This is a genomic window from Streptomyces sp. NPDC002785, from assembly GCF_040295565.1.
Lineage (GTDB): Bacteria > Actinomycetota > Actinomycetes > Streptomycetales > Streptomycetaceae > Streptomyces.
Map to the genome: position 1 here is coordinate 15,653 of NZ_JBEOVN010000076.1, position 15,410 is coordinate 31,062.

Annotated in this window: 11 protein-coding genes and 6 pseudogenes; 10 read left to right on the forward strand and 7 right to left on the reverse strand. The window is 70.5% G+C overall.

Going from position 1 to position 15,410, the window contains the following annotated elements; genetic code table 11:
• Positions 1–11 precede the first annotated feature (11 nt).
• Complete coding sequence (locus tag ABTZ94_RS19290) at positions 12–1,049, forward strand: NUDIX domain-containing protein (RefSeq protein ID WP_351202266.1); 1,038 nt, start codon at positions 12–14, stop codon at positions 1,047–1,049.
• Positions 1,050–1,168: 119 nt separating this feature from the next.
• Here ABTZ94_RS19290 and ABTZ94_RS19295 read toward each other — a convergent pair whose 3' ends face one another.
• Positions 1,169–2,533, reverse strand: a complete 1,365-nt coding sequence (locus ABTZ94_RS19295) for a dipeptidase (protein ID WP_351202267.1) — start codon at positions 2,531–2,533, stop codon at positions 1,169–1,171.
• A 183-nt stretch (positions 2,534–2,716) separates the two neighbouring features.
• On the opposite strand from ABTZ94_RS19295, the gene ABTZ94_RS19300 reads away from it, so the two are divergent.
• Complete coding sequence (locus tag ABTZ94_RS19300) at positions 2,717–3,931, forward strand: geranylgeranyl reductase family protein (protein ID WP_351202268.1); 1,215 nt, start codon at positions 2,717–2,719, stop codon at positions 3,929–3,931.
• Positions 3,932–4,005: 74 nt separating this feature from the next.
• Here the strand turns inward: ABTZ94_RS19300 and ABTZ94_RS19305 are convergent, their stop codons facing one another.
• On the reverse strand, positions 4,006–4,554 hold the full coding sequence (locus tag ABTZ94_RS19305) for a PNPOx family protein (RefSeq protein ID WP_351202269.1): 549 nt from the start codon (positions 4,552–4,554) through the stop codon (positions 4,006–4,008).
• Here ABTZ94_RS19305 and ABTZ94_RS19310 point away from each other — a divergent pair.
• Positions 4,481–5,469 (forward strand): annotated as a pseudogene (locus ABTZ94_RS19310) (IS200/IS605 family accessory protein TnpB-related protein); the annotation flags it as partial. The gene ABTZ94_RS19305 and the pseudogene ABTZ94_RS19310 overlap by 74 nt on opposite strands.
• Positions 5,470–5,537: 68 nt before the next feature.
• Here ABTZ94_RS19310 and ABTZ94_RS19315 read toward each other — a convergent pair.
• A pseudogene (locus tag ABTZ94_RS19315) lies at positions 5,538–5,693 on the reverse strand (deazaflavin-dependent nitroreductase); the annotation flags it as partial.
• A gap of 162 nt (positions 5,694–5,855) precedes the next feature.
• Here ABTZ94_RS19315 and ABTZ94_RS19320 point away from each other — a divergent pair.
• The 4 genes and pseudogenes from ABTZ94_RS19320 to ABTZ94_RS19335 all read left to right on the forward strand — a co-directional run bounded on the left by ABTZ94_RS19320 (position 5,856) and on the right by ABTZ94_RS19335 (position 9,097).
• Complete coding sequence (locus ABTZ94_RS19320; RefSeq protein WP_351202270.1) at positions 5,856–6,485, forward strand: DinB family protein; 630 nt, start codon at positions 5,856–5,858, stop codon at positions 6,483–6,485.
• A 137-nt stretch (positions 6,486–6,622) separates the two neighbouring features.
• Positions 6,623–6,909: pseudogene (locus ABTZ94_RS19325) on the forward strand (transposase); the annotation flags it as partial.
• Positions 6,910–7,193: 284 nt separating this feature from the next.
• Positions 7,194–8,435: pseudogene (locus ABTZ94_RS19330) on the forward strand (sensor histidine kinase).
• Positions 8,432–9,097, forward strand: coding sequence for a response regulator (locus ABTZ94_RS19335; protein ID WP_351202271.1), 666 nt, complete (start codon positions 8,432–8,434; stop codon positions 9,095–9,097). The pseudogene ABTZ94_RS19330 and the gene ABTZ94_RS19335 overlap by 4 nt, the downstream one beginning before the upstream one ends.
• Here the strand turns inward: ABTZ94_RS19335 and ABTZ94_RS19340 are convergent.
• The gene (locus tag ABTZ94_RS19340; RefSeq protein WP_351202272.1) at positions 9,058–9,375 is read right to left on the reverse strand and encodes a DUF6332 family protein; all 318 of its coding nucleotides are present in this window, start codon (positions 9,373–9,375) and stop codon (positions 9,058–9,060) included. The genes ABTZ94_RS19335 and ABTZ94_RS19340 overlap by 40 nt on opposite strands.
• 384 nt (positions 9,376–9,759) lie before the next feature.
• Entirely contained in the window at positions 9,760–10,974 is a 1,215-nt protein-coding gene (locus tag ABTZ94_RS19350; protein WP_351202273.1) for an MFS transporter, read from the reverse strand.
• Positions 10,975–11,095: 121 nt separating this feature from the next.
• Here ABTZ94_RS19350 and ABTZ94_RS19355 point away from each other — a divergent pair, with 121 nt between their 5' ends.
• Positions 11,096–12,310: an ROK family protein gene (locus tag ABTZ94_RS19355; protein ID WP_351202274.1), complete on the forward strand. Its 1,215-nt coding sequence runs from the start codon at positions 11,096–11,098 to the stop codon at positions 12,308–12,310.
• Positions 12,311–12,340: 30 nt separating this feature from the next.
• Here ABTZ94_RS19355 and ABTZ94_RS19360 read toward each other — a convergent pair.
• Both ABTZ94_RS19360 and ABTZ94_RS19370 read right to left on the reverse strand, forming a co-directional pair.
• Positions 12,341–12,913 (reverse strand): annotated as a pseudogene (locus ABTZ94_RS19360) (phosphotriesterase family protein); the annotation flags it as partial.
• Between the two features lie 104 nt (positions 12,914–13,017).
• Positions 13,018–13,587: a TetR/AcrR family transcriptional regulator gene (locus ABTZ94_RS19370; RefSeq protein WP_351202275.1), complete on the reverse strand. Its 570-nt coding sequence runs from the start codon at positions 13,585–13,587 to the stop codon at positions 13,018–13,020.
• Positions 13,588–13,785: 198 nt separating this feature from the next.
• Here ABTZ94_RS19370 and ABTZ94_RS19375 point away from each other — a divergent pair, with 198 nt between their 5' ends.
• Positions 13,786–14,076 carry an SHOCT domain-containing protein gene (locus tag ABTZ94_RS19375; protein WP_351202276.1) on the forward strand — a complete coding sequence of 97 codons (291 nt, stop codon included), beginning with the start codon at positions 13,786–13,788 and terminating at the stop codon, positions 14,074–14,076.
• A 133-nt stretch (positions 14,077–14,209) separates the two neighbouring features.
• Positions 14,210–15,289: pseudogene (locus tag ABTZ94_RS19380) on the forward strand (ABC transporter permease); the annotation flags it as partial.
• Positions 15,290–15,410 lie beyond the last annotated feature (121 nt).

Consider the following 15,410-nt stretch of genomic DNA (forward strand, 5'->3'; position numbering starts at 1 on the left):
GAGGGGGAACCGTGATCGTCTGGATCAACGGTGCGTTCAGCGCGGGCAAGACGAGCGCCGCGCGCGAGCTGGTCGATCTGATCCCGAACAGCACGTTCTACGACCCCGAGCTGATCGGGGCGGAGCTGCGGTATCTGCTGCCCCAGAAGAGACTTGCCGAGGTGACGGACTTCCAGGACCTGCCGATCTGGCGGCGTCTGGTGGTGGACACCGCCGCCGCCCTGCTCGCCGAGGTGCCCGGGGTGCTAGTGGTGCCGATGACACTGCTGCGACAGGAGTACCGCGACGAGATCTTCGGAGGCCTCGCCTCCCGACGCGTTGCGGTGCACCATGTCCTGCTCTCACCTGAGGAAACGATCCTGCGCAAACGGATCGCCGACCGGGTGGAGTTCGCCGACGACCCGGAGCACAGCGAACGGATCCGACAGTGGTCCTACGAGCACATCGAGCCCTACCGGGCGGCGCTCGGCTGGCTCACCCGGGACGCCCACATCATCGACACCAGCGCGCTCACTCCGTACGACACGGCCGAGCGGATCGCCGAGGCGGTCCGTACCGGGGCGGCCACCGCATGCGAGATCGTGCAGACGCCCGAGCCGACCGCGGAGACCGTCGCGGCCGGCGTTCTGCTCTTCGACGAATGTGACCGGGTGCTCCTCGTCGACCCGACGTACAAGCCCGGCTGGGAGTTCCCGGGCGGAGTGGTCGAGGCCGGCGAGGCACCGGCACAGGCCGGGATCCGTGAAGTGGCCGAGGAGATAGGCATCCATCTCGAACGAATGCCGAAACTGCTCGTCATCGACTGGGAGGAGCCGAGACCCCCCGGCTACGGAGGGCTGCGAATGCTCTTCGACGGCGGCCTACTGCCCGGTGCGGATGCCGAACGGCTGCTGCTGCCCGGCTCCGAACTGCGCGGCTGGCGGTTCGTCACCGAGGAGGAGGCGGCCACCATGCTGCCTCCCACCCGGTACGAACGGCTGCGCTGGGCGCTCCGCGCGCGGGAGCGGTCAACCGTGCTCAACCTGGAGGCCGGAGTCCCGGTCGGCTGAGGCACGCAGCACCGCGGCGGCGTCGACGGTGAGCGGATCGCCGTGTCCGAAGCAGACCGTGGCCGGTTCCAGGGCGGCCGGCCGCTGGAACGAGGCCACGGCCTGCGCCCGAGCCGGAGTCAGGCCCGCTTGGACTCCGCGTAGTTCCGCAGGAACAGGGCCTCGGCGAGCGACAGCCGCTCCAGCTCCTCGGGTGACACGCTCTCGTTCACCGCGTGGATCTGCGCCTCCGGTTCGCTCAGGCCGATCAAGAGGATCTCGGCCTCCGGGTAGAGGGCGGCGAGGGTGTTGCAGAGCGGGATCGAGCCGCCCATCCCGGACGTCTGCATCTTCTCGCCGGGGTACGCGGCCTCCATCGCCTGCGCCATGGACGTGTACGCAGGGCTGGAGGTGTCCGCGCGGAACGGCTGGCCCTGGCCGACCTGTTCCACGGACACCCTGGCCCCCCACGGGGCGTGCGCCTTGAGGTGGGCGGTCAGCAACTCGGTCGCCTTCGCGGCGTCCTGGCCCGGCGGCACCCGCAGGCTGACCTGCGCCCGCGCGCTCGCCTGCAGCGACGGTGTCGCGCCGACCACCGGCGGGCAGTCGATGCCGATGACGGTGACGGCTGGCCGCGCCCAGATCCGGTCGGCGACCGTACCCGTGCCGATCAGTCCGACGCCGTCGAGGACCTTCGCGTCCTTGCGGAACTCGGCTTCCGTGTACTGCAGTCCGTCCCATTCCGTGTCGGTGGTGAGCCCGTCGACGGTCGTGGTGCCGTCCTCGGCGCGCAGCGACGACAGCAGCTGGATCATCGCGGCCAGCGCGTCCGGGGCGGCGCCGCCGAACTGTCCTGAGTGCAGGTTTCCTTCGAGGGTGTCGAGCGTGACCCGCAGCACCGTCATACCGCGCAGCGTCGCGGTCACCGTCGGCAGACCGACCCGGAAGTTGCCGGTGTCGCCGATGACGATCGTGTCGGCGGTCAGCAGCTCGGGGTGCGCCTCGGCGTACCGCTCCAGACCGCCGGTGCTCTGCTCCTCGGACCCCTCCGCGATCACCTTGACGGAGACCGGGACGCCGCCGTCGGCCTTGAGGGCGCGCAGGGCGAGGAGATGCATGATGAAGCCGCCCTTGCAGTCGGCCGTGCCGCGGCCGAACCAGCGGCCGTCGCGCTCCGTCAGCTCGAACGGCGGGGAGAGCCAGGCGGACTCGTCGAGCGGCGGCTGCACGTCGTAGTGCGCGTAGAGCAGTACGGTCGGGGCGCCGGCCGGGCCGGGCAGGAAGCCGTACACCGACTGGGTGCCGTCGGGGGTGTCGAGCAGGGCGACATCCTGGAAGTCCTCGGCGCGCAGCGCGTCGGCGACCCAATTGGCCGCTGCCTCGCACTCGCTCTTCGGGAACTGCGCGGGATCCGCCACCGACTGGAAGGCCACGAGCTCGGTCAGCTCCGCCTTGGCACGGGGCATCAGCGAGGCGATGGTCTCGGAGATCGGACGGGCGGTCATGGGTACGCTCCTCGTGGGTGCGACGTTATGTGTACGAATCCGGGTACATGTACACCGAGTGTGCGGCGTTGCATGTAGGACGAACGCACGGTCGATCCTCCCACAGCGGGTGCCGGGCCGGGCGCGCCGTAGGATGCCGTGAGCAGCATGGGCCACTGGTGGGATCGGGAGCAGAAGCACATCGTGAGCAGCGAGAACGCAGACGCCGTACAGGAGCACGAAGAGTCGTCCGTGTGGGACGTCGTCGTAGTCGGTGGCGGACCGGCCGGAGCCTCCGCGGCATACGCGGCGGCGGTCGCCGGCCGACGGGTACTGCTCCTCGAGAAGGCGGAACTGCCCCGCTACAAGACGTGTGGCGGCGGCATCATCGGGTTTTCGCGTGATTCGCTGCCCCCTGGATTCGAACTGCCGCTGCGGGACCGGATCCACGCGGTCACGTTCTCGCTCAACGGCAGGCTGGCGCGGACCCGCCGCTCCAAGCGGATGCTCTTCGGGCTCATCAACCGCCCCGAGTTCGACGCGGGGCTGGTCGAGGAGGCGCAGAAGGCGGGCGCCGAACTCCGTACCGGAGCGACGGTGACGCGGGTCGAGCAGCACGGCGCCGCCGTGCCGGACCGTCGCACGGTCGCCGTGGTGCTGTCCGGCGGCGAGACGATCCTGGCTCGCGCGGTCGTCGGAGCGGATGGCAGTGCTGGGCGCATAGGAGCCCATGTCGGGGTGAAACTCGACCAGGTGGATCTCGGCCTGGAGGCCGAGATCCCGGTTCCGGAAACGGTTGCGGAGGACTGGGCGGGGCGGGTGCTGATCGACTGGGGCCCCATGCCCGGCAGTTACGGCTGGGTGTTCCCCAAGGGCGACACCCTCACTGTCGGCGTGATCTCGGCGCGGGGTGACGGGGCGGGGACCAAGCGGTACCTGGAAGACTTCATCGCCCGGCTCGGTCTCGCCGGCTTCGAGCCGAAGATCTCCTCCGGGCATCTGACGCGCTGTCGCAGCGACGACTCGCCGCTGTCGCGCGGGCGGGTGCTGGTGTGTGGCGATGCGGCGGGGCTGCTGGAGCCGTGGACCCGCGAAGGCATCTCCTTCGCGCTGCGTTCGGGGCGGCTCGCCGGTGAGTGGGCGGTCCGGATCGCGGAGTCTCACGACGCGGTGGACGCCCGACGCCAGGCGCTCAACTACGCCTTCGCCATCAAGGCCGGCCTGGGTGTCGAGATGGGTGTCGGACGGCGCATGCTGAAGCTGTTCGAGCGTCGTCCGGGGGTGCTGCACGCGGTGCTGACGGGATTCCGCCCGGCCTGGAATGCGTTCGCCGGCATCACCCGGGGAACGACTTCGCTGGCCGAGCTGGTCCGTACGCATCCACTGGCACAACGGGCCCTGTCGGCGATGGACCGTTGACATCTGACATCTGACATCTGACATCTGATCCCTGGCACCTGCATCTGACGCCGAGGGCGGGCCGGGTCGCTCGGTCAGCCCTCCACGGTGATCCGGAAGACGGGGTGGTCCGGGCAGGCAGCCAGGAGTTCTGTGTCCGTGGATTTCGCGGTGATGCCCTGGAAGTACTGGTTGACCTCCCAGCCCCACTGCTCCAGGTAGGCGCGGACGATCAGCTTCTGCTCGTCGTCCGCGATCTCCACGGCTGTGAAGGTGCGGATCCTCCGGCCCACCCGCAGCTCGCCGCCGCCCGCGACCCGCATGTTGCGCACCCACTGGGAGTGGCCCCGCGCGGAGACCAGATACTGCGTGCCCTCGTAGGTGTGGGGGTTGTGAGCTGCTGCCGGTTTGCTGCACTGGAGTGAGTTGTGGTGAGCGGGGGCGAGTCCTGTTGGCGGGTTTGCGGGGGTGGGAACGGGGGTTCTGGGGCCGAATGGGTGACCTTGGTGGCTGCTGCTCGTTGGGCTGGGTGGCAGGTGTCCGGCCTGGTGGGAGGGGGTGGTGTGGTGGGTGGTTTTGCGGGAGTTGACGGCGTCCTTCGTGGTGCCGGGGCCTGCTGGGGTGGCGATCCGGGACCGTCTCAAGCACCTCACACGGCACGACGAGGGAGTCCTGCGCGCGGTCGGTGAGCGCTCGCTTCGCGTGATCTCAGGGCTCGCTGCGCGGATGGCCCGGAGCACAGCGCGGACACGTGGGCGTGGCGTAAGCGGGACCTGACGCCGCTGTCGTCTTCGCGGATCGCGGGTGCGATCACCAAGGCCACGCACGATCAGTGGGCGCTCGCACGCCGTGGTCAGGCAGCACACATCCGGAATCTGGCAGCCGGGATCAGGACGCTGCGGCACCGCCTGTCCCTCCCGATCGGTGCGCCCGGCACCAAGGGGGCCCCGGGCGGCTACCGCTCCCGGAGCGAGTGGTTCCACAAGTCCCGCCGTCTCGCGGCGCTGGAAGCCCGGCACGCCGCCGCGGTCCGTGACCAGCAGGCCGGACGGGTCCGGGTCGTACGGGGCAGCAAGCGACTCCTCAACACCCGCCACCACCTCGCCGACGCCCACCTCACCGAAGACCGGTGGCGGGAACACTGGGAAGCGGAACGATGGTTCATCGCCGCCGACGGCGAGTCCGGGAAACGGTTCGGGAACGAAACCATCCGCGTCACCGACACCGGCGAAGTGTCGATCAAGCTGCCCGCCCCGCTCGCGCATCTGGCCAATGCCCAGCACGGCCGGTACACCCTCGCCTCCACCGTCGTGTTTGCGCACCGTGGCGTGGAGTGGGCCGACCGCATCGCCGCGAACCGAGCCGTCGCCTACCGCATCCACCTCGACGTGGACCGTGGCCGCTGGTACCTCACCGCGTCCTGGCAACGCCCCGTCGTGCGGACCGTCCCGTTGGAGACCGCCCGCGCCCGGGGCATGATCGGCGTCGACACCAACGCCGACCACTTCGCCGCCTACCACCTCGACCCACACGGCAACCTCATCGGCGGCCCCGCCAAAACCGTTCGGGATGCGCCCAGTACGCAACAGTGGGTCCAGGACTCACTCCTGCACACTGGTTAGGAACGGTTCACGGGGATGCGCTGCATCTGTCCGCTCTTGCGGCCGCGCACCGACATCTCGGCCGAGCCGGGAAGGCTGACGCCGTGCCGGGCGAGCCAGCCGATGACACTTTTCATCCGGACGTCGAACGCGTTGCCCTGAAGGTAGTACGGCTGAGACATGGTGACCCCCGGCATCCGCCTGGTGTGCGGAGCGTTGGGACCTGCCTCGGCCATCCGCAAGACGCTGTTAATCGCGGGCGCCGGCGGCGCCCTGTCGGTACTGTGGCCGCTGCCCTCGCCGATACCCGCAATCCGCTCAATCGCGGGGGTGAAGGAGGAGTAATGAGCCGTCAGGTCACGACACCCGCACGCCTGGTGACACTGCTGGACCAGTTCGACTTCGGCTGCGAGCGTCTGCTCGGCCGGATCAACGGGCCGGTGGTGGACAGTGGCAACGGGGTCGAGGTCGAAGCCACCCCGATGACCGACGCGGAGTACCTCTGGGAGCCGGTGCCCGACTGCTGGTCGGTCCGCCGCCATGTGGACGGGCCTGGAGCACGCGCCACCCTGCTAGTGGGGGCGGGCGACTGGGGCCGGGACTCGGCGGCCTCGCCTCACCCAGCGCCGCCGCCCTTCACCACGATCGCCTGGCGGCTGACCCACCTCGCCGAGATGCTGGCCGTCCGTGCCGACCACGCCAACGGCACCCACAGCCTTACCAGGGACGACTTCCGGGTCAGCCCTGATGCCGCCGGGGCGATCGCGAGCCTCTCGGCTGCCGTCGCAGCCTGGCGCGAGGCCCTGCTCGCCGCCGACGACGCAGTGCTCGACAAGATCGGCCACTGCACATACCCGCACGGCGGCGACCCGGAGGAGCCATTCATCGACATCATCTGGTGGGTGAACCAGGAACTCCTGCACCACGGAGCCGAGATCGCCCTGCTGCGCGACCTCTACCGGTACCAGTCGTAGGAGCGCTTCCCAGTAACCGGCAACCCGCCTGCGTTTCGTGATCATTCCTGCCGGATAATGTCGGTATGGGTGGTGGGGATGGGCTGTTCGAGGTCGAGCCGGCCGAGAAGAAGTGGCCGCAGGGTCGTCCGGCGGCGGTGGACAAGCGGCTCCGGGCGTTCGACCCGCACCAGGTCCTGCTGCCACCGTCGATGGACGACTGGCTGCCCGAGGGGCACTGGCCCGGTTCGTCGCCGACCTGGTCGACGACGTGCTGGACCTGAGGCCTGTCCTGTCCGACCACACCGAGAAGCGAGGCTACCCGCCCTACGACCCCACCCTCGTGGTGCGCTTGCTGATCTACGGCTGCGCCACCGGCGTCCGTTCCTCCCGGGCGATCGAGTGCAAGTGCGCCGACGACGTCGCGTTCCGCTTCCTGGCTGCTTCAGGCCGCCAAACGCCCTGGTAGCTCCTTCGCCCATCAGCTTCGTTCGAGCAGGGGAGGCCACACCCAAGGACTTCCGGCCGCCTTGCGGTCGCACGCACCGGACGACGCTCCATACACGGCAAACATTGCCGGTCACGGCGCTGGGGAACACGGGAACAGGGAGCCTCCGGGTACTTCTTCGTCCCGCGCCCCACCCCGTACGACGTACTCCACAGGGAGTACGGGTGATCGCCACGCCCGGCTGACGCCTCTGCTGCGGCTCGCGGTCTAGCGTGGCCGGCATGGAAGAGCAACGCTCACACTGGGTGCACGGCGAGCCGCCGCGCTGGCTGACGGGAACACCGGGGCAGTCCGCCTCCCGGCTGCCCTGGCCGTCGACGATCCTGCTCGGTGCCGTCGTCATGGTCGGTTCGACCATCGCGGCCTGGGGGCAGATGGACGAGCGGGCGCCGCTGGACATCTTCGCGCGGCTGCTGCTCTTCCTTGCCGTTGCCGTACTTCTGCTGCGCCACCGTCACCCCGTGGTGGCCGTCTTCGGCAGTTCGGCTGCGGCGATGATCTACCTGGTGGCCGGCTATCCGTACGGGCCGGTCTTCCTGGCCGTTGCCGTGGGCTGCTTCAGCGCCGTTGTCTCCGGGCATCGCCGGGCCGCCTGGACAGCCGTCGCAATGGTGTGGCTGGGGCACGTCCTGGTGGCCCACTGGCTCTACCGGTGGCTGCCGCCCTCCGATGACCACGCCGCAGCCTGGGGACAGGAACTGGGCGTCGCCGCTTGGGTGGTGGCCATCATCGCCGCCGCCGAGTTCGTGCGCGTACGCCGTGAGCAGTGGGCGGACCAGCGCGCGGAGCGGGAGGCCGCGGAGCAGCGCCGGGCCGACGAGGAGCGGCTGCGGATGGCGCGCGAGCTCCATGACGTCCTGGCCCACAGCATCTCCGTCATCAACGTCCAGTCGAGTGTCGGGCTCGCGTTGCTGGACTCCGATCCCGAGCAGGCCCGTACCGCCCTCACCACCATCAAAGCGGCCAGCAAGGAGGCGCTGGGCGAGGTCCGCCAGGTCCTCGACACCCTGCGTACCCCCGGAGACGCCCCCAGGGCCCCGGCCCCCGGACTCGACCGGCTACCCGAGCTCGTCGAACAGGCGGCGAGCACCGGACTGACCGTCACCGTCGAGACCGATGGCGTACGCGGCGCGGTCCCGCCCGGCGCGGATCTCGCCGCCTTCCGGATCGTGTAGGAGGCGCTGACGAATGCGGTCCGGCACTCCGGATCGCGTACCGCGCAGGTCCGTATCGGTTACGAGCCCGGCCGCATCCGGCTCCGTATCGACGACGAAGGACCCGCCACCGGCAATGACGCAGGGGGCAGCGGCAACGGGCTGGCAGGAATGCGGGAGCGGGCCGCCGCCCTGGGTGGCACGATCGAGGCGGGGCCCCGGGCCGACGGCGGCTTCCGGGTGCGGGCCGAGCTTCCGCTGCCGTCCGATTCGGCCGGCGCGGCGGCACACCAGGAGGAGACACCGTGATCCGCGTACTGCTCGCCGACGACCAGCTGCTGGTCCGGGCCGGTTTCCGGGCCCTGCTGGACGCCCAGCCCGACATCGAGGTCGCGGGGGAGGCCGCCGACGGTGAGGAGGCCGTACGCATGGTGCGCGAACTGCGGCCGGACACCGTGCTGATGGACATCCGGATGCCGCATCGCGACGGCCTGGCCGCGACCCGTGCCATCACCGCGGACCCCGAACTGAGCGAGGTCAAGGTGGTCATGCTCACCACCTTCGAGCTCGACGAGTACGTCTTCGAGGCGATCCGCTCCGGTGCCTCCGGCTTTCTCGTCAAGGACACCGAGCCGGAGGAACTGCTGCGGGCGGTACGTGCGGTGGTGTGCGGTGACGCCCTGCTGTCCCCGGGGGTCACCCGCCGTCTGATCGCCGAGTTCGCGGCCCGTTCCAAGGAGCCCGCGGTGGCGAGCGGACTGAGTGAACTCACCGAACGGGAAAGGGAGGTGATGGCACTCGTCGGCATAGGGCTCTCCAACGAGGAGATCGCCCGACGGCTGGTCGTCAGCCCGCTCACCGCCAAGACCCACGTCAGCCGCACCATGGTGAAGCTCGGCGCCCGCGACAGGGCCCAACTCGTCGTCCTCGCTTATGAGTCGGGGCTCGTACGCCCCGGCTGGCTCGGCTGACCCCCCGGGCACGACGGAGGGCGGCGAACCACCGGGACCGCGGTGTTCCTGCGGCCGAACCGCCACAGCACATCGACGACGCGGCCGACGAAGACCAGGGCGGCGACCACGGCCGCGATCCCGGCCAGTCCGGATCGCGCTGCACCGGGCAGCCCGAGGAGTAGAGCGGGGACGTAGCTTGCGGTGAAGGCAGCTGCCGCCAGCAGGGCCCCGCTCACCACGGCGAAGCCGATCTCGACGGTCACGGCGTCCCGGTCTTCCTGACTTCGGCGTCCCATGTTCGAAGTGTCACAGATGCGGTGGCCGACGGACAAGAACTCCCCATCGGCCACCGCATCTTCCCCTCGCCAGGTGGTCAGTCTCGGGTCCGTCCAGATCCGGTTCCCCGCTGTCCGGGTGGTACGACGTGTGCTCCTCGATGACGAACGCGGTCGCCCAGCGGTGCACCATCCCCGGTGTGCCGGAGAAGGCCGCGTACCTGCCGGCCCGGGCAGGCCGGCACCGATGCCCCGGTCCCCGCCTCCTGCGCCGCGGTTGCCGGCAGCTGTCACTCGACGGTCAGGGACCTGTTGTGGTCTGTGATCTTCCTGGCCCGATCGTGCCGGCGCTTCGGGCCACCCGGGGGGAGCGGGTTCGGCCGTTTTCGCAGTGCAGCCGGTCTCTCATGCGTGGGCTGTGTTGCGTGCTCCGTACCCCAGTGCCGCGGCCGCGGTGGCCAGCAGTGCCACCGTGGTGAGGGCCACCGGGAGGGAGAACCAGTCGGCGAGGAAGCCGATCGCGGGCGGTCCGAGCAGCATCCCGCCGTAGCCGAGCGTCGACGCGGCGGCCACTCCACCGGGCCCGGCCAGCTCACCGGCCCGGCCGACCGCGACGGGGAAGATATTGGCCAGACCGATACCGGTGACGGCGAAACCGAGGAGCGCCAGCCAGGTGGTCGGGGCGAGCGAGCCGAGCAGCATCCCGGCGGTGGCCGTCGCACCGCCCGCGACGAGGGTCCGGGTCTGGCCGAGCCGTTCGAGCAGTGCCGTGCCGCTGAGCCGGCCGGCCGTCATGGCCAGTGCGAACAGAGAGTATCCGGCCGCGGCGATGCCCGGGTGGGCGTGCAGGTCCTGTTCCAGATGGAGGGCGCCCCAGTCGGCCAGCGCGCCTTCGCCGTATGCGGTGCAGAGCGCGATCACGCCGAACAGGAGCACCACGCGGCGGGCCCGCCCGTCCAGTTGCCGCGGCTTCTCGGCGTCGTCGGCCGTGGACGTCGGCTTCGGTGCCGGGTGGCGCAGCAGCACCGGTCCGGCCGCCGCGGTGACCAGGAGTCCGATCCCGGTGAGGATGAAGAGATGCGTGGCGGGGGAGAGGCCGCCCGCGACCAGCCCGCCGATCCCGGCACCGACCATTCCGCCGAGGCTGAACGCGGCGTGGAAGCTGGGCATCACGGGACGCCGCAGGGTGGCGACCAGGTCGACCGCCGCGCTGTTCATCGCCACGTTCATCCCGCCGTACGCGGCGCCGAAGACCAGCAGCACCAAGCCGAGTGCGAGCGCCGAATGCGTCTGCGCGGGCAGGGTGATGCTGAGGGAGAGCAGAATGCCGCAGACCACGGTCACCGGATGGCTGCCGAAGCGCCGGCACAGCCTGCCGGTGAGCATCATGGTCACCACGGCCCCGGCGGATACGCCGAGCAGAGCGAGGCCCAGGGTGGAGGCAGAGGCGCCGGTCTGGTGCTTGATGGCCGGGATGCGGACCACCCAGCCGGCGAAGAGGAAGCCATCGAGGGCGAAGAACACGGTCAGAGCGGTACGGAGGCGGGCCAATGAAGGTGGGGCGGTGTTTCCGCCCGGTCCCCCCGGTAGGGCCGTCCGCAGTTTGTTTAGTTGTGGCACAAACTCAGCATAGGGGCGTCCGGACAGTGGGCGCAAGATGGCCACCCGCCGTGGCCGCAAGGGGCACAGGTACGCCACCGAAAAGTCGGCGGGACCCGCGGATCATGGGACACTCGCCCCCATGAACGGCAAGGTGTCCACCACCCGGACAAAGTTGGAGAGGGGCCGCAGCGCGCTCGGACCCGCGCTGGAACTGGTCCACACCGGACGCGCGCCCACCCGTGCCGTCCTCACCTCCGAGCTCGGGGTCACCCGGGCGACGGCCGGTGCGGTCGCCGCAGAGCTGGAAGCGCTCGGCCTGATCCGGGTCGATTCCCGGCCGGGCTCCGCCGCCGGCTCGCAGGGCCGCCCCTCGCACCGGCTGGCCATCCGGGAGTCCGGGCCCGTCGCCGTCGCCGCGCAGGTGCATGCCGACGGGTTCCGGGCCGCGCTCGTCGGGCTCGGTGGGCGGCTCGTCGCCACCGCCCCCGGCTGTGTCACCGTCACGGCGGACCCAGCTCAGGTCATCGGCGAAGTGGTCGACGACTGCGCGCGGTTGCTGCGGGACAGCGGGCTGCGCTGCGTCGGTGCGGGCCTCGCGGTGCCGTCCGCGGTCGCCGAACCGGAGGGCACCGCGCTCAACCCGCTGCACATCGCCTGGCCGGCGGGCGCGCCGGTGCGCGAGATCTTCGCCACCTGTGTACGGGAAGCGGGCATCCCCGGCCCCGCGTTCGCCGGGAACGACGTCAACCTCGCCGCGCTCGCCGAACACCGGCACGGTGCCGGGCGCGGTTCCCAGCATCTGCTCTGTGTGGCCACCGGCCACCGCGGCGTGGGCGGTGCCCTGGTCCTCGACGGCCGTCTGCACACCGGGAGTTCGGGACTCGCGCTGGAGGTCGGCCATCTCACGGTGAACCCCGAGGGCCGCCCGTGCCACTGCGGCGGTCGCGGCTGCCTGGACGTCGAGACCGATCCGCTGGCCTTCCTCATCGCCGCCCGTCGCGAACCCGGTCCGGAGGAGTCGCTGCTCAAGCAGGCCGGCGATCTGCTGCGCACGGAGTACGACGACGCGGCGGTACGGGGTGCGGCCGAGGAGCTGATCGACCGGCTCGGCCTCGGGCTCGCCGGGCTGGTCAACATCCTCAACCCCGACCGCATCATCCTCGGCGGACTGCACCGCGCACTGCTCGACGCGGATCCGGAGCGGCTGCGTGCGGTGGTGGCCGACCGCAGTCTGTGGGGGCGCAGCGGCAGTCTGCCCATCCTGCCGTGCACGCTCGACCACAACAGCCTGGTGGGGGCGGCTGAGCTGGCCTGGCAGCCGGTGCTGGACGATCCGCTGGCCGCGCTTGCGTGACGGGAACGGGCGCTGGTCGCCCGGTAGCCGTCACGCCCTCGACCGTCGGACGGGCCCAGGATGTTCTCGGCCGCCGGACGGGCCGGAAGATGTCTTCCATACGAATGCCCGTGCCGCGTTGCCCACCAGGATGGTGTCCAACGCCTCCTTTCCCAGGTCCTGTTCGAGGCGAGTGCGCAACCGCCGCAGCAGATACGACATACCGGGGGCTCGGGCACTGTCGTGTCGCCGCCCAGGAGCAGCTGCCCGCCGAAGCCGGCATCGGCGAGCGCGGCCGGCTGCTCGGGCAGCCGCCAGTCCGTCGCATGATGGGCACGCGAGGACCGTCGAACGTCAGATACGCTCCCGCCCGCGCCGCCTCACGCTGTACGCCCCGTCCGGCGTCCGGCCCGGATGGCCGAGGATCACTCGCTGCGGCGCGGCCTCCAACTCCCCGCAGAGCAGGTCCAGTACATCGAGCGCTGCTGTGACCAGCTCCAGGTGGACGGCGATCGGCGCACCGGTGCGGTGATGGGCCCGAGCCCCCGCCGTCATCGTCAACCGGGCATGGGTTTCGATGCCGTGAAAGGCACCGGCGACCTTGATCAGACCCGCGCGGGCGCCGCGATCTCGTCGAGCCGGACGGTGCCGTTGAAGTGCTCGGCCGGTCCGGCGGCGGTGTCGGTACGCTTCCTCGCGATGTGCATGCGCGTAGTGCTCCTCGCGTTTCAGGCGGCGCTCTCATCAAGGGCGAGCAGTGAGAGCAGTCCACGGGCGCCCGCGTCGAAGACGTCCGTCGAACCGGAGGCGCGGGCCAGCACATAGCCGCCCTGCACTGTCGCGACGATCGTTGCCACCACGTCTTCGGGATTCAGGGGACAGGTGAACTCGCCCTGGTCCAGGCCCTCCTGGACAATCTCGGCGAGCAGCCCGCGCAGCCGGCCGATCGTCTCGTCGACCGGTGCGCGCAGCTCGTCACTGGCAATGACATCCGGATCCATCGTCAGCCGGCCGACCGGGCAGCCGCGCAGCACATCGCGCTCACGCAGGAGATACGCCGAGATCCGCTCGTACGCCGTTCCCGGGCCGTCGAGCAGCTGCCCGGCCGTCTCGCGCATCTGCGAGGCAGTGCGACGGATGGCCGTGAGCGCCAGATCGGGTTTGCCCGCGAAGTGGTGGTACATGCTGCCCTGGCCCGCGCCCGCATGCTGCTGGATGGCCTTGGGGCTGGTGCCCACATAGCCGCGCTCCCACAGGAGCTCCCAGGTGGCTTCGATCAGACGTTCCGGAGTGGCCATGACCAACTGCACGTACTAGTAGGTACAGACTCCGGTGACCCTGCCCGCCGACAGGAGCAGGCGCAGATCAGCCATGTACTCCCGAGGGGGTACGTGCACGGCCGCCGGCCGTACGACGACTCGGACCCCCTCCCGGGGCCAGGCTCGAAAACGTCAGGAAAACCTGAACGCGAACCTGAACCGAGGGAGCTGACCGAGATGAACACCCTGGCGTACAGCGGTGGACCCGGACCCTGGATTCTCCTCTTCCCGATCTTCTGGGCGGCCGTCGTCTACGGCGGCGTCACCCTGCTGCGCCGTACCGCCTGGCGTGGCCGGCGAGGCCCCTGGCAGGTCCGCACCACCCGGGAAGCACCCGCCGAACCGTCACCGATCACCCTGCTCGGCCGCCGCTTCGCGGCCGGAGAGCTCGACGAGGACGAGTACTGGCGCCGGCTCTCCGTCCTCGACGAACAGTTCGGCCGCGGCAGCAAGGGAGGAGTGGCATGACCACCACCGTCCCCGACTCCGGGCCCGCCCCCACGTCCGCCTCCGCCACCACCGCTGCCCGGGTCGTCGACGCCGTGAAGCTCTACGGCACGGGCGACACCCGGGTCAGGGCCCTTGACGGGGTGAGCGTCGAAAGCTCAACGCGTACCGGCTCGCCGCCGGACGCGCCCCGTCCGCGCCCGGTGAGGTCGTCATCAACCGCGGTACCGCCGACCGGGGCGGGCTCGAGATCGGCGACACGACCGTGCTGCGCACCCCCGACCCCGTACACGTCACGATCGTCGGACTGGCCACCTTCGGCGGCCAGGACGGCATGGGCCAGGTCACCTACACCGCACTGACGCAGGCCGATGCCGAGAAATACCTCACGCCGAAGCCGGGCGAGGCATCGACCATCCAGGTGCGCGCAGGCCCCGGCACCAGCCAGCAGGAACTCGTCGACGCACTGCGCCCCGTACTGCCCAAGGGCGTCGAGGCCATCACCGGACAGATATCGGCCGCCGAGAACCGGGACATGATCTCCGGTGCCTTTCTCAGCCTGTTCACCACGCTGCTGCTGGTGTTCTCCGGGATCGTGCTGCTGGTCGCCACCTTCTCCATCCACAACACTCTCGCGATCGTCGTTGCCCAGCGGACCCGCGAGAACGCCCTGTTGCGCGCCCTCGGTGCCTCCCGCAGGCAGGTCGTCGGCTCGACCCTCGTCGAAGCGACCGCGGTCGGCGTGATCGCCTCCGCCGCCGGCCTGGCCGGTGGTATCGGCATCGCCGCCGGACTGCAGGCGCTCTTCCCGGCCGTCGGATTCCCGTTCCCCGAGGGCGCGCTGGTGATCAGCGCCGTCTCCCTGCTGCTGCCGCTCGCCGTGGGCGTCCTCGTCTGCCTCGGCTCCGCCCTCCTGCCCGCTGTCCGGGCCGGACGCACCGCTCCGCTCGCCGCCCTGCGCGAGAGCGCCGTCGACGACTCCGCGGCGTCCCGGACACGTGCCCTCGCCGGGCTCGTACTGCTGGTGGCCTCTCTCGGCGCCATCCTGACCGGCGTGCCGGCCGATGTGTCCGTCCGGCTGGCGGCCGCCGATGCGGTGTCGGCACTCGGTGCGTTCGTGGTGCTCGGCCCGGTCGCCTCCTCGTATGCCGTACGGTTCCTCGGCGCCCCGCTCGACCGGTTGCGCGGAATAGCGCGACAGCGGAAGGTGGAGCGGGGCGTCGTCCGGTGCCCCGCTCCACCTTCCGTCGGCTCTGCTAATAGGGCTTTGTTAGGTACCCCGGATAATCAAGCAGGAGTAGGGTTGTGATCTTCTTTCAGGTGTGACTCCTGAGGAGATGGAAGAGGTCCGTCCG

Bases quoted from the DNA above. Each gene is read 5' to 3' on its own strand.
- ABTZ94_RS19295 (WP_351202267.1), bottom strand. From the start codon at position 2,533: ATGACCGCCCGTCCGATCTCCGAGACCATCGCCTCGCTGATGCCCCGT.
- ABTZ94_RS19320 (WP_351202270.1), top strand. From the start codon at position 5,856: ATGAGCCGTCAGGTCACGACACCCGCACGCCTGGTGACACTGCTGGAC.
- ABTZ94_RS19340 (WP_351202272.1), bottom strand. From the start codon at position 9,375: ATGGGACGCCGAAGTCAGGAAGACCGGGACGCCGTGACCGTCGAGATC.
- ABTZ94_RS19355 (WP_351202274.1), top strand. From the start codon at position 11,096: ATGAACGGCAAGGTGTCCACCACCCGGACAAAGTTGGAGAGGGGCCGC.
- ABTZ94_RS19370 (WP_351202275.1), bottom strand. From the start codon at position 13,587: ATGGCCACTCCGGAACGTCTGATCGAAGCCACCTGGGAGCTCCTGTGG.
- ABTZ94_RS19375 (WP_351202276.1), top strand. From the start codon at position 13,786: ATGAACACCCTGGCGTACAGCGGTGGACCCGGACCCTGGATTCTCCTC.